Source organism: Pseudomonas sp. 09C 129 (assembly GCF_002843625.1).
In the GTDB taxonomy this organism is placed as follows: Bacteria; Pseudomonadota; Gammaproteobacteria; order Pseudomonadales; family Pseudomonadaceae; genus Aquipseudomonas; species Aquipseudomonas chlororaphis.
In genome coordinates this window covers 2,884,451-2,901,682 of record NZ_CP025261.1, presented here as the reverse complement: position 1 = coordinate 2,901,682, position 17,232 = coordinate 2,884,451, and the positions used below count along the sequence as shown (strand labels likewise).

At 65.4% G+C, this 17,232-nt stretch carries 12 protein-coding genes; 5 read left to right on the top strand and 7 right to left on the bottom strand.

Annotated features, from left to right (window positions below):
- Window positions 1-13: 13 nt before the first annotated feature.
- The gene (gene glcF / locus CXQ81_RS13180) at window positions 14-1,264 is read left to right on the top strand and encodes a glycolate oxidase subunit GlcF (RefSeq protein WP_101337423.1); all 1,251 of its coding nucleotides are present in this window, start codon (window positions 14-16) and stop codon (window positions 1,262-1,264) included.
- 12 nt (window positions 1,265-1,276) lie between these two features.
- Window positions 1,277-1,678 (top strand): heme-binding protein, encoded by a 402-nt coding sequence (locus tag CXQ81_RS13175; protein ID WP_009043124.1) that lies wholly within the window; start codon window positions 1,277-1,279, stop codon window positions 1,676-1,678.
- 124 nt (window positions 1,679-1,802) lie between these two features.
- On the opposite strand, the gene CXQ81_RS31340 is transcribed toward CXQ81_RS13175, so the two are convergent.
- A complete protein-coding gene (locus tag CXQ81_RS31340; RefSeq protein ID WP_218244947.1) occupies window positions 1,803-7,112 on the bottom strand; it encodes an autotransporter domain-containing protein in 5,310 nt (1,769 codons plus the stop codon).
- A 1,101-nt stretch (window positions 7,113-8,213) separates the two neighbouring features.
- On the bottom strand, window positions 8,214-9,533 hold the full coding sequence (locus CXQ81_RS13165) for an Nramp family divalent metal transporter (protein WP_101337421.1): 1,320 nt from the start codon (window positions 9,531-9,533) through the stop codon (window positions 8,214-8,216).
- Between the two features lie 254 nt (window positions 9,534-9,787).
- Here CXQ81_RS13165 and CXQ81_RS13160 point away from each other — a divergent pair, with 254 nt between their 5' ends.
- The 3 genes from CXQ81_RS13160 to CXQ81_RS13150 all read left to right on the top strand — a co-directional run bounded on the left by CXQ81_RS13160 (window position 9,788) and on the right by CXQ81_RS13150 (window position 12,244).
- Window positions 9,788-10,564 carry an AraC family transcriptional regulator gene (locus CXQ81_RS13160; protein ID WP_101337420.1) on the top strand — a complete coding sequence of 259 codons (777 nt, stop codon included), beginning with the start codon at window positions 9,788-9,790 and terminating at the stop codon, window positions 10,562-10,564.
- Window positions 10,565-10,624: 60 nt separating this feature from the next.
- Window positions 10,625-11,530, top strand: a complete 906-nt coding sequence (locus CXQ81_RS13155) for a DMT family transporter (RefSeq protein ID WP_101337419.1) — start codon at window positions 10,625-10,627, stop codon at window positions 11,528-11,530.
- Window positions 11,531-11,668: 138 nt separating this feature from the next.
- Window positions 11,669-12,244 carry a hypothetical protein gene (locus tag CXQ81_RS13150; protein WP_101337418.1) on the top strand — a complete coding sequence of 192 codons (576 nt, stop codon included), beginning with the start codon at window positions 11,669-11,671 and terminating at the stop codon, window positions 12,242-12,244.
- A gap of 36 nt (window positions 12,245-12,280) precedes the next feature.
- Here CXQ81_RS13150 and CXQ81_RS13145 read toward each other — a convergent pair whose 3' ends face one another.
- From CXQ81_RS13145 to CXQ81_RS13125, 5 genes are all read right to left on the bottom strand, one after another.
- Entirely contained in the window at window positions 12,281-12,997 is a 717-nt protein-coding gene (locus CXQ81_RS13145) for an alpha/beta hydrolase (protein ID WP_101337417.1), read from the bottom strand.
- A gap of 139 nt (window positions 12,998-13,136) precedes the next feature.
- The gene (locus CXQ81_RS13140) at window positions 13,137-14,249 is read right to left on the bottom strand and encodes a succinylglutamate desuccinylase/aspartoacylase family protein (RefSeq protein ID WP_101337416.1); all 1,113 of its coding nucleotides are present in this window, start codon (window positions 14,247-14,249) and stop codon (window positions 13,137-13,139) included.
- A gap of 298 nt (window positions 14,250-14,547) precedes the next feature.
- Complete coding sequence (locus CXQ81_RS13135; RefSeq protein ID WP_007932592.1) at window positions 14,548-15,327, bottom strand: ABC transporter substrate-binding protein; 780 nt, start codon at window positions 15,325-15,327, stop codon at window positions 14,548-14,550.
- A gap of 365 nt (window positions 15,328-15,692) precedes the next feature.
- Entirely contained in the window at window positions 15,693-16,457 is a 765-nt protein-coding gene (cobF, locus tag CXQ81_RS13130; protein ID WP_101337415.1) for a precorrin-6A synthase (deacetylating), read from the bottom strand.
- Window positions 16,458-16,636: 179 nt separating this feature from the next.
- On the bottom strand, window positions 16,637-17,200 hold the full coding sequence (locus CXQ81_RS13125; RefSeq protein WP_101337414.1) for a histidine phosphatase family protein: 564 nt from the start codon (window positions 17,198-17,200) through the stop codon (window positions 16,637-16,639).
- Window positions 17,201-17,232 lie beyond the last annotated feature (32 nt).

Genomic DNA, 17,232 nt, shown 5'->3' with positions numbered 1-17,232 from the left:
GCAGACCCCAAGCATGCAAACCACCTTGAGCGAACAGGCGCGCCAGCTGCCCCGCGCCGCGGAGGCCGAGAGCATCCTGCGCACCTGTGTGCACTGCGGTTTCTGCAACGCCACCTGCCCCACCTATCAGTTGCTGGGCGATGAGCTGGACGGGCCGCGGGGGCGCATCTACCTGATCAAGCAGGTGCTGGAAGGCCACCAGGCCACGGCCAAGACCCAGCTGCACCTGGACCGCTGCCTGTCGTGCCGCAACTGCGAAACCACCTGCCCGTCCGGAGTGGATTACCACAACCTGCTGGACATCGGCCGCGCCGTGGTCGATGCCGCCGTGCCCCGGCCCCTCGGCCAGCGCCTGCTGCGCCAGGGCCTGCGCGCCCTGGCGCCGAACCCGGCGCTGTTCAAGGCGCTGCTCGGTACCGGCGCCACCTTGCGTCCGTGGCTGCCCGAGGCCGTGCAAGGCAAGCTGCCGCGCCAGGTGCAGCCGGCCAAGACACGTCCGGCCACGGCCCACGCGCGGCGTGTCTTGCTGCTGGAAGGCTGCGTGCAAGCCAGCCTGTCGCCCAGTACCAATGCGGCGACGGCGCGGGTCCTCGACCGCCTGGGCATCGCCGTGCAAGCCGTGAGCGAAGCCGGCTGCTGTGGCGCCGTGGATTACCACCTGGACGCCCAGGAGGCCGGTCTGGAGCGGGCCCGGCGCAATATCGACGCCTGGTGGCCGCACCTGGAAAACGGCGCCGAAGCCCTGGTGCAGACCGCCAGCGGCTGCGGCGCCTTTATCAAGGATTACGCCCACCTGCTGGCCCACGACCCGCGTTATGCCGCCCGCGCCGAGCGGGTCAGTGCCCTGGCCCGGGACCTGGTGGAAGTGCTGCGCGACGAACCGCTGGAACAGTTGCACGCCCACAGCGACCAGCGCCTGGCCTTCCACTGCCCGTGCAGCCTGCAACACGCGCAGAAACTCGGCGGCGCGGTGGAGGCCGTGCTCAAGCGCCTGGGCTTCGAGCTCACCGAGGTGCCCGACAGCCACCTGTGCTGCGGTTCGGCGGGCACCTATTCGCTGACCCAGCCCGAGCTGGCGCGGCAACTGCGCGACAACAAGCTCAATGCCCTGGAAAGCGGCCGGCCCGAAGTCATAGCCACCGCCAATATCGGCTGCCAGACCCACCTCGACGGCGCCGGGCGTACCCCGGTGCGGCACTGGATCGAACTGGTCGAGGCCGCCCTGCCACCCCTGAATGCTTCCCATCAATCAGCTACGCCCTGAAAGGAGCACGCCATGCACAGCAAAGCCGTACTGGGTCAGCGCGAAGTCCAGCGCATCCTGATCGCCGCACGGGACGAGGCCGAACGCAACCAATGGGCGGTGAGCATCGCCATCGTCGACGACGGCGGCCATCCGCTGGCCCTCGAACGCCTGGACGGCTGCGCGCCGGTCAGCGCCTACATCGCCGTGGAAAAGGCCCGCACCGCGGCCCTCGGGAGGCGCGAGTCCAAGGGTTATGAAGAAATGGTCAACGGCGGACGCACGGCGTTTCTCTCGGCGCCCCTGCTGACCTCGCTGGAAGGCGGCGTGCCGGTGGTGTTCGACGGCCAGGTGATCGGCGCGGTCGGGGTGTCCGGGGTCAAGTCCGGGGAGGATGCCCAGGTGGCGCGGTTCGCTGCCCAGGCATTGGATTGAGTCGCAACGGGCTTGCAAGGCGATGCAGCCGACCCAGGCGGGCCTGGGTCGGCTGCTGCACAGAAGAAAGCACTTCCGGGCGCCTATGCGTCTGGCCCCCAAGACAGAGGCGGCCCCCTCATCGTCAGAACCTGATACTGAGGCTTGCCTTCAGGCCGTGCTGACGCGTGCTGCCGGTGAACTGCCCGTCATAGGACAGGCCGAGACTGGTAGAGGGGGTGATCGCCACGTCGGCCCCCACTTCGACCAGCGCGGCGTTCTTGGCCAGTGGAGCGCCCGCGACGGTAAAGGCGTTGCCGGCCGAGAAGGCATGGGTCGACAGCGGCGTGGTATCGCCCAGGGCATGTCGCCAGCCCAGCGAGCCGCGGGCGGTGGTTTCGATCCCGGCGACATCCAGTTTCGTCGACGCCCTCAGGCCCAGCGTCGTGAACGTGGTATCGGTGCTCTGTGCCTTGCCATGGAGCGCCGCGGCCCCTCCTCGCTCGGAGAAACCTTTGCTGCGCTGGCGCGTATGCGCCAGGTTGACGAAGGGTTCGAGGGACACCGATGGCATGTCGATGCGGTAGCCCAGATCGCCAAAGGCCTGGAGCGTTCCAGCCCGGTAGTCGTCTTTCAGTTTGTCGGAGAAGCCGGGGAACGCAACCGAGCGGCTGGTCTCGATCTGATGCCAGGTATGGCTCAGACCGGTGCGCAGTCCCAGCGTGCCTTGCGGCAGGTTCCAGCGGGTGCCGGCATAGGCGCCCAGGTGGTAGTTGTCACTGTTGCCCGAGGAGGAGCGTTGCGCCACATCGGCACTGGTGCGGCTATAACCGGCGAGCACACCGAGTCGCCAGGTATCGAAGACCGGTGCATCGGCGCCCACCAGCATGCCTTTGGTCGAACGCTTGAGCGCCGCGGCATTGCCATCGCTGTCGGTGTGGCCCCAGGCGCCAAATCCCTGAGCCCAGGCGGCGGCGCGCTCGGTCGTCGGGCTGACCAGTTGCTGCTGCCCGTCTTCATAGGCAATGACCGGCGAAGAAGCGGCGGCCACATCGCCGAAGGCGGCACGCAGGCGATCGGTGGCGGCATCACGGACGATATGGCTTTCCTCGATGAGGGCCGACTTCATCGACGCATGGATTTCACCCGACAGTTGATCGAAGCTGCCGCGGATCAGGTCATGGTCGTCAGGAAGCTGTGCGATCGCATCGTAGACGGCGTGTCCGGCATCGAAGCCGATCGAGTCGATGGCGTTGGCCGTCGCGGTCTGGTTACGAGTCATGGCCACCGAGGCGAACGCCCGGTCCTTGCGGGTGAAGCTGAGGTCGACGGTCCCCAGGTCATAGTTGTAGAGCAGCTTGGGGTCCAGGAAAGCGAAGTCGGAAGTCACCTCGTCGAACGTACCGCCAAGCCCCTTGTCCGAGGCCAGGATGGTGTAAGTAGAGCGCAGCTTGTAGTTGCCTGTCGCGCCGATGTGGGCAACCGTGCCCCCGTCGAGCACGGTATTGCCGCTGACGTGGACCAGATCGGAGTCCTTGCTGTCCGGATCGACCTCGACGACGAAGCGCGAGCCCTTCTGGAAGACCAGGTCGCCATCGACTTTCAGCGTGCCGATCGAGTTGCCCGGCGACAGGCTGGCCGATTCGGCGATGGTGACGGTCGAACCGGCACCGGAGCCGATCGTGCCCGAGCCGGCCAGGGTGCTGCCCGCCAGTACCTGCATCGAGCCACCCAGCTTGCCATTCACCACCAGCTTGCCGTCTTCGACACGGGTCAGGCCGGTGAAGCCCGCGCTGTCTTCTTTCAGCAGCAGCGCGCCGCTGCCGCCTTTGACGAACAGGCCCGCACCGGACAGGGTGCCCGCATAGGCGGCATCGTTCTTCTGCTCGAATGCGAGGTGGGCGCCGGACGCGATGTCCGCGTTGCCGCTGAAACGCTCGGCCGCCGAGGCCAGGCCGCCCGAGCGGATCGACCAGTCGAGCGACGAATGTCCGCCGAGCGTCAGGTTGCCTGCGCCCTGCTTGACCATTTGCCCCTTGCTGTCGTCGAGCCCGGCGATGTTGCCAGCGAAGCCTGCGTCGCTGGCCTGGTCGAAGACCAGCGTGCCGGCATTGCCGATGTTTCCGGAAATCGAAGCGGCATTGCCGATCAGGGTGCCCGCCTGGACCAGGGTATCGCCATAGGCGTTGGCGGCATTGTCCAGACGCAGCGTACCCTCCCCGCGCTTGAGCAGGTCGCCGCTGCCCGAGACCTTGCCGGTCAGGCCAAGCACACTGGCGTCGGCCACGTCGAATTGCCCGGTCCGGGACAGGAGCATGCTGCGACCGGTGTCGAAACTGTCGGTCGTCTTGAGCGTACCGCCGGTGAACGTCAGGCCGCCGGCGGCATCGCCCAGGTTCGCGTCCCGTGCGACCTGCAAAGTGCCGCCCGCCAGCGTCGTGCCACCGCTGTAGCTGTTGTCGCCGGAGAGCAGCGTGGTGCCGCTGCCCATCTGGATCACCTGGCCCGTGCCAGAGATGGCGCCCGTGAACGTCAGGCTGTCATTGCGATTGAAGGCCAGTGCGCCGTGGTTGAGTACATCGCCAACGATCGAACCGGTGTTCCCGCCATTGCCGAGTTGCAAGGTGCCATCGGCAATGGTGGTCCCGCCGCTGTAGGTGTTGTCGGCCGAAAGCACCAGGGTGCCGAGCCCTGTCTTGGTCAGGGCCTTGCCGTTCCAGCCGGTGGCGGGGTTGGCGGCCTGGTCGGCCAGCGCGACACCGACATCGAAGGCATCCGTCAGGCTGGCGAGGGTGAACGTACCGTGGGCCAGGTTGTTGCCCGCGGTCCAGCTCAGGCCGTAACTGGCCAGGTATTGTTTCTGGTCGTCCGACTTGCGCGTATTGACGGTGAGGTAGTCCACCGTGCCATTGAAACCGCCCACCGTGATCTTGCCGAAGTCGCCGTCGATGCCGGTCCGGGTGTCTATCAGCACCTTGTCGAGCTGGCTCGCCTCGCTGATGCCGTTCAGATTGAACGTGACATCCTGGCCCAGCGTCATGTGCTGCGCCTGCACGGCGGGCTCCTGCGCATCGGCAGTAATGGACAGTACCGTCTGATCGGCCATTGCCAGGTCATATGCCAGGTCGAGGGTGGCAGGCCCCTTCACCGCGAGCGTGCTGCCCGCACCGCTGACCGAGAGATCGCCCAACTGGCTCTCGCGGCCCGAATTGCCGTCGCCGAACTGCAGGGTCCCGCCGGTCACCCGGGCCGATCCTCTTATCCGGTCCGCAATGACCAGCGTCCCATTGGATACCATCGTCATGCCTCTGTACTCGGCATTGTCGCCAGTCAGGCGGGTAACCCCTGCGATCTGATTCAACTCGGAGTAGCCGGCGTTCGTGGTGACGAGCTCGGCGCCGAACGTATGGTTCGTATCCGTATGATTGAAATTGATCGTCGCACTGCCCTTGCCGAACTTGACCTTGCCGGTATCCAGAATACCCGCCTGGGTCGCCGCCTCACCGGCCGCCGAGCCGATGTTGATTGTGCCGGAGGAACCCGCATCCCTCCCGAGATAGACAGCGTCGGCCGATACGACGCCACCGTCCACCAGATTGAGCGTGCCTTTGCCGACAAAACCGATGTTCAGCTCGTCGGTCGTCAACGAGGAATGCGCGCCGGCGACGGTGGCGGTACTGATGCTGCCGTCCAGGAGACCGATGTCTGTCCTGGCACTCGACACCCGGCCGCCCTGCTCGACGGTCAGCGTACCGTTGCCGGCCACGCCCACGTTCAGTTGGTCGTGAACCTCCAAACTTGCATTCGTGGTGACGTGGACCGCACCGGTGCCGCCTTTAGCGATACCGATGGCTGCATCATACTTATGGACGGAAACCTTGCCTTCGTTCTCGATCGTGAGCGTCCCGGTGCCACGGGTGCCAACTAAGAGGCTGCCCTCGTTCTCCAAGGCAGACCCTGGACCAGACACCCTGACCGTCCCTTTGCCGGTGGCCTCTCTGGCCACGTCGCCGCCCGCGCTGGTCACCTTGCCCCCGTTCTCGATGTCCAGGACACCTTCACCCTGACTGCCGACGTAGAGAGAGATCCGATTGGTCCAGGTCGATCCCGGCCCTGACACAGAAGCATCGCCACGGCTGCCCACGTCGGAACCGAGGACGCCAGTGAAACTGGTGACCGTGCCGCCATCGCGGATGTCCAGCCTTGCCTTTCCCTGACCTCCGACTAACAGATCGGAAGAGTTGTTCCAGAGCGAACCCTGGCCGGTCACGGTGACCGCACCCGAGCCTTGCGCATTGTAGCCAACGAAAGCGCGGTAGTTGGATACCCGACCGCCGTCCTCGATGAGCAGGGTCCCGGTGCCCGAGGAGCCAATGAGCAGCGAAACGGGCTTGCTGGCATCCTGCGGGTCGAGATTCGTCCAGCTCGAGCCCTGTCCCGACACCTTGACGGCCCCCTTGCTGCCCTCTGATACGCCGATGACGCCGTTCTTACTGACGACGCTGCCACCATCCAGGATGTTCAGCGTGCCGGTGCCGCCCCCTCCGATCTCAAGCCTTCCATCGTTACCGGAAGCGGTCATCGACCAGCTCGAGCCCTGTCCCGACACCTTGACGGCCCCCTTGCTGCCCTTTGATAGGCCGATGACGCCGTTCTTACTGACGACGCTGCCACCATCCAGGATGTTCAGCGTGCCGGTGCCGCCCCCTCCGATCTCAAGCCTTCCATCGTTACCGAAAGCGGTCATCGACCAGCTCGATCCTGGTCCGGACACCGTTGCGATGCCTTCGCTTCCAGCTTCGGCTCCAATGAAGCCTGGAAGGGCGCTGCTGACCTTGCTGCCTCCATCGACAATCAGCTCGCCCTGGCCGCGCTGGCCCACCCACAAGGCGGACGTTTTCCAGGTCGAGCCCCCCGTGATCCGGGCAAGGCCGAAGCTCCCCGCCTGGTCGCCAATACTGGCGAAGTCATTGGAGACCTGACCACCATCCTCGACATTCAGTGTTCCGTGACCTGCCGCGCCGATCATGAGATGGCCCGCATGGGTCCATGTCGAGCCGGCGCCGGCAATGGTCACGCTGCCCTGGCTTCCGCTCTCTGTGCCGATTCTGCTGGTAAAGCTGAACAGCTTTGCTCCGTCCCTGACGGTCAGGGTGCCGGCGCCCTGCTGGCCGATGTGAAGGACATCATAGACATTCCATTCCGTCACCGGCCCCGCGGGCAACGCGGGGGCGACATCACCGCTGCCCGTGATCGACGCGGCCAGGGCAAGTGTCGGGAGCGTTCCGAGAGAGGCGAATGCCATGACAGCAGCCGATACCGGTGTACGGACGGCCGGGCGGTGCTTGCGCGGAGATGAGCGGCCACCACGTTTTCCTTGCTTGCGAGTGTGCTCACCGACGACCTGCCAGAGGCCGAGGCCACGATTGAAAACGATACGATAGACATGATTCATGATGCTGTTCCTTTTCTGCTTTATCGCCCCCCCGAAAACAGGAACAGACTTGAGTCTTTCCCTGTTTTCAGAAGAAAAAAGCCCCACCCCGAAGTAATCTCGAGGTAAATACCGGGGCCACAATTGCTCCCCCATGAGGGAGTTATGGATGCACTATCGGATGGCGACAGAGGATGCCTGGGCAACTTGGCTGTCGCGTTCATTAAGGAGATGGCAAGGGGGACAGGCGAACCGACTTCAGATGTATGAAGCGGACTTTGCTGACACCGGGCCATATGACTTCATTGAGTCTGCCGGGCTGTTAAGTTGCTGGATCTGTGGCGGCAGAATCGATGAATACAAAGGGCTGACAGGCATATTTCAAGTTCATCAGCCCAACTAGCCATCCACGATCCATGAATGATGGGCGAGTTCAGTTTTATAATTGTTTCGCGCATTCCCTGACTAAGGACATAAGAAATTCCTTAAAAGAATATTCAGACACCTGTCGTCGGAGCACGCTGGGGCGCTACCCACCTGCAAGAACCCAAGTCCTCAAACGCAAGCAATAGCTATATAGAATCGGGGACAACCGTATGGAGGGTGCCAATACGAGCGAGCGGTATGCCGTCGCAATAACGGAATTTGTTTCAATATATGTGCAAAGAGTATCCGGCGTCGTAGCACGCCGAGTAGATATAACAAGTGATGGCAATCCGATACTAACCCAGCGATGAATGAGCCGATCAACAGGGTCAACTTGATATATCACACCACCGACTCTCCAACCCACTCAGCCCGGGTAGTTGTCGAAGAGCAAGTTGCGCCTGCCTGGCTCGACAAGAGAATGCCGAGAGTCGTAGTGCTGACGCAGACAATGAAGCGCTGAACTGACACTTGCTCTAGAACTTGCCACTCAGTTCAAGCATCGCGCCGAAATCCGTATTGCCTGTGGAAGTACTGCCTACCCAGAATGGGTTGGCATTGATCCAATGAAACCGGACATCCTGATATCGAGAACTTGGTGTATCGACACCTGATCGAGTCCGGCCTGACGACATCACTTGTATCTGGGCCCAAGGGCTGCTGTTTCACCTGGATCAAGGGCCCCCCACTTGCGGCTTACATCACCAACTGCGCGATCAACCAGGCGTTGGCGCCGCTGATAACGGCGAACAGGCTCCAGGCGAGGATGCGGGTCGGCCAACGGTTGACGAACACGCCCATCAACTGCGGGTCGCTGGTCATGCGGATCAACGGGTACAGGGCGAACGGCAGTTGCAGGCTGAGCACCACCTGGCTCAGCACCAGCAACTGGCCCACCGCGCCGTCGCCCATCAGCCACACGCCGACGAAGGCCGGCACCAGCGCCAGGCCGCGGGTGATCAGGCGCCGCTGCCAGCACGGCAGGCGCAGGTTCAGGTAGCCCTCCATGATCACCTGGCCGGCGATGGTGCCGGTGAAGGTCGAGCTCTGCCCCGAGGCCAGCAAGGCCACGCCGAACAGCACGCTGGCCAGCGCCCCGCCCACCAGCGGGTCGAGCAGGTGATAGGCGTCCTGCAACTCCACCACCTCGGTGTGCCCGGTGCCGTGGAAGGCCGCGGCGGCGAGGATCAGGATCGCTGCGTTGACCAGCAGCGCCAGGGCCAGGGAGCCGATGGTGTCGATGCGCGCCAGCTTGATCGCATCCCGCCGGCTGGCCTCGTCCCGGCCCACCAGGCGGGTCTGCACGATGGAAGTGTGCAGGTACAGGTTATGCGGCATCACGGTGGCGCCGAGGATACCGATCGCCAGGTACAGCGGCGCGGCTTCGCTGATTGCCGCCAGCGACGGCGTGAAGCCCCGCGCCACGTCCGGCCAGTAGGGTTTGATCAACAGCAGTTCGACGAAAAAGCACAGGCCGATGGTGCCCACCAGCACCAGCATGATCGCCTCCAGGCGGCGGAAGCCGCGGTTCTGCAGGGCGAGAATCAACAGGGTGTCGAAGGCGGTGATGACAATCCCGGTGGTCAGCGAAACGCCGAGCAACAGATGGAACGCCAGGGCGCAACCCAGGACCTCGGCCAGGTCGGTGGCGATGATCGACACCTCCGCCAGCAGCCACTGGGTGCGCGCCGTGCGGGTGCTGTAGCGCTGCCGGCAGAGCTGCGCCAGGTCGCGCCCGGTGGCGATGCCCAGGCGCGAGCACAGGCATTGCACCGCCATGCCCGCGAGGCTCGCCAGCAGCACCACGAACAGCAGGTTGTAGCCATACCGCGAGCCAGCCTCGATGGCGGTGGCCCAGTTGCCGGGGTCCATGTAGCCGATGGAAATCAGCAGGCCGGGGCCGGCGAAGCGCAGGATGCGCTTGAACAACGGCGCGCTGGGATCGACGACTATGGTGCCGGCGACTTCCGGCGGGCAAAAGGGGGCGGTACCGATTTTCGGGAGGGTGAATTTCACGCGGGCATCCGGAAGGCTGGAACGGTGGCCCAGCTTAGACGTTTCAGCGAACCGGCCCAAGCCTTGATAGCGCCCTGCTCCGGCCTTTTGCAGCCTGCCTCTGTAGGAGCGAAGCTGGCTCGCGATAGCGGCATATCAGTCACCACCACAGATGAGCCGGCCCCTTTTCCCAAACCACCCTGCACCGACCGGCCGCTCCTACAGCGCCAGTGTTTTCAGGCATGATGCGGGGCAGCCATCCGCGGAGCCGCGCCATGAACACTCCAGCCCAACCCACTGTCGCCCTGGCGATGCGTTCGTATTCCGGGCAGGTCGAGCTGCACCATCACGATTTTCCGCAGATCGTGCTGCCGCAGTCGGGGGCGATGGAAATCGAGGTGGACGGCCGTGGCGGCAAGGTCGATGCCAGCCAGGGCGTGGTGATTGCGCCGGGAGCCCGGCATAGCTTCCTGGCCGAGCGCCGTAACACCTTTCTGGTGCTCGACCTGGATAGCGCCGGCAACGAGGCGCCTCTGGCCGATAGCCGCTTCTTCGCCATCGACCCGCAGATCCGCCACCTGCTCGGCTATGCCAGCCACAGCGGCGCGTTGCTCAGCTCCTCCAGCCCGGTCGCCAGCGCCTGGAGCGCCCTGCTGCTGGCCTGCCTGGCCCGCCCGACGCCGAGCGCGCCGCAACGCCAGACGCTGGTGCGGGCCCTGACCTACATCGAGCAGCACCTGGGCAGCCCGCTGAGCGCCCGCGCCATCGCCCAGGCCGCGGGGGTCAGCGAGCGCAGCCTGTACCTGCTGTTCGAGCGGGACATGCACAGCACGCCTTTCGCCTACATTTCGACCCTGCGCCTGGACCGCGCCATCGACCTGCTCGGCCGTACCCTGCTGCCCATCAGCGAGATCGCCCAGCGGGTCGGCTACGCCGATCAGAGTGCCCTGACCCACGCCTTGAAGAAGGCGCGCAACCAGACCCCGGCCGCCCTGCGCAAGGCCGCTCGCGACGCCCAGGCGCAGGCTGCGACAAGAGTTCGGCAGGCCTGATCAATACCGCCGTCGCGGCGGCTTCTATGCTGGCCACACCGCCCTTGCCTCGGTGTGTCTATGACCGCGATCCACTCAACCCGCCTCGCCCCCTCCCGCAGCGGCGCCGCCACCGCCATCGGCGTGATCGCGGTGTTCCTCTGGTCATGCCTGGCGCTGCTGACCACCCTCACCGCCGGCATTCCCCCCTTCCAGTTGCTAGCCCTGAGCTTTGCCGTGGCCTGCGGCGCCAGCCTGGTATTGCTCGGCTTGCGGGGGCGCGCCGGTTTTCGTGGCTGGCGCCAGCCTTGGCCGGTCTGGGCCCTGGGGTTCGGCGGGATCTTTGCCTACCACGCGCTGTATTTCTTCGCCCTGAAAGCCGCGCCGGCCGCCGAGGCCAGCCTGATCGCCTACCTCTGGCCGTTGCTGATCGTGTTACTGGCGGCCAGGGCCGGCGGCGAACCGCTGCGCGGCCGGCAACTGACCGGTGCCTTGCTGGGGCTGGCCGGCACCGCGTTCATCATGCAGCAGCGCGCTTCCAGCCAGGTCGGCGCGATGCCGGTGGCGGGTTACCTGGCGGCGTTCGGCTGCGCCCTGGTGTGGTCCGGCTACTCGGTGCTCAACCGCCGTTTCAGCAGCGTGCCCAGCAGCCTGATCGGCGGCATCTGCGGGCTGGTGGCGCTGGCCGGGCTGCTCTGCCACCTGATGTTCGAAAGCCCGGTGCAACCGGACCTCAAGCAATGGCTGGCGATCCTCGGCCTGGGGCTGGGCCCGGTCGGCCTGGCCTTCTTCGCCTGGGACCACGCCACCAAACACGGCAACCTGGCCACGCTCGGCGCGCTGTCGTACCTGGCGCCGTTGATCTCCACCCTGCTGCTGATCGTCATCGGGCAAAGCCCGGCCAGTGTGTGGCTGCTGTTGCCGGCGTTGCTGATTATCGCCGGGGCGGTGCTGGCGACGTCGGGGGCGCGTTCTGCCCAGGGTTGAGGAGCGTCCGATAAGCCCCACGAAGCCGCGCCCGCGGCCTTTTATCCGAAATTTCGCGCCACCGCATATCCCGCTGGAGTGCCCCGCGACAGCCATGGGAAGATGCGCGCCCCAACGCGCTCACTCTGGAGAATCTGCATGTCCCTGTTCGGTAAACACGCCGCGGTCCTGGTCCTCGCGGCGCTGGCCGGTTTCAGCACCCTGGAGGTGTCCGCGGCCCAGCCGACGAACAACAAGGCCAAGGTCGAGACCGTCTCGATGCTTGGCGGCAAGTTCAAGTTCAGCCTGCCCAAGGGCTTCATCGCCAACCCGCTGCCGGCCGGCGACGAAGCCAGCGGCACCGCCGGCGCCACTGGCACTATGTACACCAACGCCAGCACCAAGACCGTGGTCATCGCCGCACAGAACCTGATCCCCGATGCGGTGCAGGCCAAGGACAACGACGCGCAGTTCCTCGACAGCGCGGTGTCGGGCTTCCTCTCGCAACAGGCGGCGGCCCTGCCGGACTTCAGCAAGCAGAGCGAAAAAAGCATGACCCGCGGCGGCCTCGGCCTGCGCCAGATCGACAGCACCGCGACCCAGGGCGGCGGCATGACCCAGAGCTCCACCCTGCTGGCCGGCTCGGGCAACCGCATGGCGGTGGTGCAGGTGATTTCGCGGATCGGCGACAAGGCCAATCACGACAAGCTGGTCAGCCAGATCGTCGGCAAGTAAGCGCAGCGGCACAGCGGCCGCGGCGGGTTCACGGCTTCAAGGGTTGAGGCTGAGCAACCAGCGGTTCAGGTCCTGGAGCTCGGTGTCGCTGATGGTATGGCCGATGCCCGGGTAGGCATGGAATTGCGGAGTCAGGCCCAGGCCGCGCAACAGGCTGTCGGCCTCGGAGCCGTCGCTGTAAGGCAGGCGCATGTCCGCGGTGCCATGGGCGATGAAGATCGCCAGCCGCTCCAGGCCCGCGCCGCTCTTGAGCTGCGAGCGCAGCACCGGCAGGATCTTCCCGCTCAGGGCGGCAATCCCGCGGACCGCCTGGGGATGGCGCAGGCCCAGCTCGTAGGCCATGATCGCGCCCTGGCTGAAACCCACCAGGAACACCCGGTCGGCGCGGGTGTGGTACTTGGCGAGCGCCTGCCGCACGAACTCGTCGATCAGCTTCGCACTGTCGGCCAGCTCGGCGGTCACCCCGTCGTAAGCGCCTTCGCCCTGCTTGTGAAACCACTGGTAACTGCCCTCTTCAACGGTCTGCGGCGCCCGTACCGAGAGGTAGGTGTAATCCGCCGGCAACCCATCCTTGAGGCCGAACAGGTCCTCTTCATTGCTGCCGTAGCCATGGAGGAAAATCACCAAAGGCCGGTCGCGGGAATCGGCCGGGGCCTGTTCCAGGTAGCGCAGCGGCAGGTCGTCGTGCAGCACCGTCTGCGCCTGGGCAGTGGCACCCACACACAGCAGCAACAGGGCCAGAAACTTGAACATGGGACGTCCTTGCGGGTGAGAGGGGCTCGCGGTCACCAAGGGCAAAAGCGTTGCCTGGTGGTCTGGCCGCGGAGCGGCCATCGCGAGCCAGCTCGCTCCTATAGTGAGGAGCAGTGAGGAACAGTGAGGAGCGGTTCGCTCAATCGTTGGTCAGCTTGCCGCTGCGGATCGGCTCGCGGCCGGCGACCTTGGCCTGCCAGATGCCCGGCTCGGTGTAGCGGCTGCGGTCCAGGGCGAACAGCACGCCGCTGGTGGCGGCGCGCACCACGCTGACAATGTCGTTCAGCGGGTCGACCACCTCGAAGATCGCATCGCCCCGCTCCACCCATTCGCCAGCCTCACGCAGGAAGCTGACCACCCCATGGTGCGGGGCGAACAGGTATTGGGTGCCTTCGAACGGCATGCCCTCGCAGCAGGCGTCCGGGGTCGCCGGCCATTGGCCGTCGATAAACCCTTGCTCGGCGAGAAAACCGAGGATCGCTTCACAGTTGGCCTGGGCCTGTTCGACCCGGGTGTCGCCCATGCTGCCCAGCTCCAGGGTGGTGGCGAGGTTGGCCGGGGGAATCGCCGCCCGCGGGAAGTCGCGGGCCAGGCGCAGCCAGGGCGTGGAGCAGGACTCGTCGAACGAGCTGCCGCCGGAGTCTTCGCAGAGCAGCGCCACGCCGGCCTTCAGCCGCGCGGCCAGGGGCTGCCACTGCGGCCAGTGCTGGGGCAACGCGTACAGATGGATCGCCGCTTCGAAATCGCAGTGCAGGTCGAGGGTGATGTCGGCGTCGCAGGCGTGGCGCAGCAGCAGGCGTTGCAGGGCCTGGAGTTGCGAGGTCGGGGCCGGCAGAGCGTCGAGGACGTCGCCCATGGTCTGGCGGATCAAGGCGACGTTGGCCGCCGCATCGCTGCCCAGGCGGTCACTGATCAGGTCGCCCACCGGGCCACTGAGTTCGACGAAGGCGCGGTTGAAGTTCTTCCCGCTGCCGCTTTCGAAACGTCCCAGGTGGCTGCTTTGCAGGTGCTGGTCGAGGCCGATGGGGTTGGCCACCGGCACCAGCTCGATCACGCCCTTGAGTTGCCCCTGGGCTTCCAGTTCGCTCAGGCGTTTTTTCAGTTCCCAGGCGGTGCGCATGCCCGGCAATTCGTCGGCGTGCAGGCTGGCCTGGATATAGACCTTGCGGCTGCCGCCGCCAAAACGGAACACGCTGAGCTGGCGCTGGGTGCCCAGGTGGCTCCAGGGCAGGGAATGGTCGATGCGTTGCATGAAGGGCTCCGGAAGAAAAATGGAGTTCGGCGGGGGCCGTAGCCTGAGGCATTTGCGCGGCCGTGAAAAGGTCGTCGTCCGCTGCCGGGTGGCGCGGGCTTCTGTAGCCGCTGCCGCAGGCTGCGATAAGGCCGAAGGCCTTCAGCGATCTCAAGGTCCCTGCGCCCCCTGCGGGGTCGATCGCAGCCTCGCGGGCTCGGCAGCGGCTACAGGAGCGCCCCATCGCACGGGGTAAATAGCACTCATGAAAAAGGCGGCCCCGGTAAACGGTAGCCGCCTTCTTCAGCGCAGCAGCGAATTACTCGCCGTAGACGTCGAACTTGAAGTACTTGTCCTGCACGGCCTTGTACTTGCCGTTGGCGCGGATCTCAGTAATGGCGGTGTTGAATTTCTCGGCCAGGGCGGTATCGCCCTTGCGCACGGCGATGCCGGCGCCGCCACCGAAGTACTTCGGATCGTTGTACTCGGGACCGACGAAGGCGAAGCCCTTGCCGGCGTCGGTTTTCAGGAAGCCATCGTCGAGGTTGACCGAGTCGGCCAGCAGCGCGTCGATGCGACCGGACACCATGTCCAGGTTGGCTTCCTGCTGGGAGCCGTAACGCACCAGGTTGATCCCGGCCGGCACCAGCACCTCGGTGGCGAAACGGTCATGGGTACTGGCGCGCAGCACCCCGACTTTCTTGCCCTTGAGCTCGGTCAGCGGGTCCTTGACCTCGGTGCCTTCCTTCATCACGAAGCGCGCTGGGGTGTGGTAGTACTTGATGGTGAAATCGACGTTCTTCTTGCGGTCGTCGGTGATGGTCATGGACGACAGGATGGCGTCGATCTTGCGCACCTTCAGCGCCGGGATCAGGCCGTCGAATTCCTGCTCGACCCAGGTGCATTTGACGTTCATCTGCTCGCACAGCGCGTCGCCGATATCCACGTCGAAACCGGTGAGCTTGCCGTCGGGGGTTTTCATCGAGAATGGCGGATAGCCGGCTTCGATACCGATGCGGATCGGCTTGGCATCGTCAGCCACGGCGGTCAGGGACAGCATGGACAGTGCCAGGGCACCGAACAGTACAAGCTTCTTCATTTATAACTCCCGTAGACGGAGGCTTTTATTGGCAGAAAGGTTCGATTGGGGGAAATCGAAGTGGCCAGCAGTCTAGAGCGGCGTCCGGGAGGCAAATTGTGTTTATGCGACAAATACTTATATAAAATCCACGTCCGCATTCAGGCGTCGGGCAAGCCGCCCTGCTGCCGCCGTCGGCGTACCGCGAACGGTTCGGGCGTGGGGAGAAGGTGGTCGCCGAGTGATGGGCCGAGCGGGAGAACGTCATCGCGGGCCAGCCTCGCGCCTACAGAAGCCTGTTTCGTTGGCGTGACTGAAGGGCTGCTCCCGTAGGAGCGAGCGGGCGGCGATCCGACTTGCCCGCGAAAGGGCCAGCTCAGCCCCCCTCAATCCTCCGGCTTGCGCAACAGGTAGGTGTCCATGATCCAGCCATTGGCCTGCCGCGCCGCCTTGCGCACTTGCTGGATCTGCCCCGCGACCTCCTTGAGCCGGCCGGCGATCAGGATTTCCTCCGGCGTGCCGAGGTAGGCGCCCCAGTAGATCTCCAGGTCCTGGTCCGCCACCTGGCGATAGGAGTCCTCGGCGTCGAGCATCACCACCAGGCTGTCGGCATCGCTCACCTGCCCCGCCGCCAGTCGCCGGCCGGTGGTGATCTCGACCGAGCGGCCGATGCGGTTCAACGGCACCTTGTGCTGCGCCGCCAGGGCCTGGACGCTGGTGATGCCGGGGATCACCTCGAACTCGAACGCACAGCGACCGCTGGCCAGGATCGCCTGCAAGATGCGAATGGTGCTGTCGTACAGCGCCGGATCGCCCCAGGCCAGGAAAGCCCCGGTTTCGCCGTCCGCCAGTTCCTCGTCGATCAGCCGCTCGAAGGTGCGCTGCTTGTCGCGGTTCAGCTCGGCGACGCTGGCCTGGTAATCCACCTCGGCGCCGCGCAGCCGCTCCGGGCTTTGCGCTTCGACAAACCGGTAGCCGGGCCGCTCGATGTAGCGCTCGCAGATTTCCCGGCGCAGGTCGATCAGCGCGTCCTTGCTCTGGCCCTTGTCCATCAGGAAGAACACGTCGCAGCGATTGAGCGCCTTGACCGCCTGCAGGGTGATGTAGTCGGGGTTGCCGGCGCCGATGCCGATGATCAGGAGGGTTTTCACGTGGGGCAGGTCTCGATGGCGAATCGGAAATGGAGTATGGCCGGGTTGTCGCGGCGCGTCACAAAGCGGCCGCCGGGCGGCCTATCGCGAGCAAGCTCGCTCCTACAAGGGGTTGCACTGTCTTTGCAGGAGCGAGCTTGCTCGCGAAAAAATCCCCAGGCCACGCCGAGCCAAGCCCGCTAATCGCGCTGCTCCAGGCGCAAGCGCCAGCGCCCGTTGAAGCGCAGTTCGACCTGGGCCAGCGGCTCGACATCGATGGCATTGAAACTGGCCAGCGGGCACTGCATGACGTGCACCAACGCCGCGCGGATGACCAGCGGATGGGTCACCGCCAGCACATGCCCGGGCTGCTCGCACAGCGACGCCAGCCACGCCGCGACCCGCTCGCACAGCTGCGCCACCGACTCGCCGCCATGGGGCGCCAACTGGCTGTCTGCCAGCCAGGCTTGCACGGCCTCGGGCTGCTCGCGCTGCAGAGAGTCAATGGACAGGCCCTGCCAGCGGCCCATGTCACAGTCGCGCAACGCCGGCACCGCCTCCACGCTGGCGCCATACAGGGCGGCGGTCTGCCGCGTCCGTTGCTCCGGCCCGCTGAGCAGCCGCGGCGCCCCCTTGAACGCGCCGGCCCGCGAGCCCGCCAGCGCCTGCCAGTCCATCTCCAGCGGTTCGTCCAGCGGGAAACGCGCCAGCTTCTGGGCGACGGTCCGGGCATGGCAGATCAGGGTCAAGCGGGTGGCCGGCACGGGGAATCTCTCGACGTTGAATGGACGCAGTG

What these genes read in the sequence shown, in the direction of transcription:
- glcF (WP_101337423.1), top strand. Translation starts at nt 14, where the DNA reads ATGCAAACCACCTTGAGCGAACAGGCGCGCCAGCTGCCCCGCGCCGCG.
- CXQ81_RS13175 (WP_009043124.1), top strand. Translation starts at nt 1,277, where the DNA reads ATGCACAGCAAAGCCGTACTGGGTCAGCGCGAAGTCCAGCGCATCCTG.
- CXQ81_RS31340 (WP_218244947.1), bottom strand. Translation starts at nt 7,112, where the DNA reads ATGAATCATGTCTATCGTATCGTTTTCAATCGTGGCCTCGGCCTCTGG.
- CXQ81_RS13160 (WP_101337420.1), top strand. Translation starts at nt 9,788, where the DNA reads ATGAACACTCCAGCCCAACCCACTGTCGCCCTGGCGATGCGTTCGTAT.
- CXQ81_RS13155 (WP_101337419.1), top strand. Translation starts at nt 10,625, where the DNA reads ATGACCGCGATCCACTCAACCCGCCTCGCCCCCTCCCGCAGCGGCGCC.
- CXQ81_RS13150 (WP_101337418.1), top strand. Translation starts at nt 11,669, where the DNA reads ATGTCCCTGTTCGGTAAACACGCCGCGGTCCTGGTCCTCGCGGCGCTG.
- CXQ81_RS13145 (WP_101337417.1), bottom strand. Translation starts at nt 12,997, where the DNA reads ATGTTCAAGTTTCTGGCCCTGTTGCTGCTGTGTGTGGGTGCCACTGCC.
- CXQ81_RS13140 (WP_101337416.1), bottom strand. Translation starts at nt 14,249, where the DNA reads ATGCAACGCATCGACCATTCCCTGCCCTGGAGCCACCTGGGCACCCAG.
- CXQ81_RS13135 (WP_007932592.1), bottom strand. Translation starts at nt 15,327, where the DNA reads ATGAAGAAGCTTGTACTGTTCGGTGCCCTGGCACTGTCCATGCTGTCC.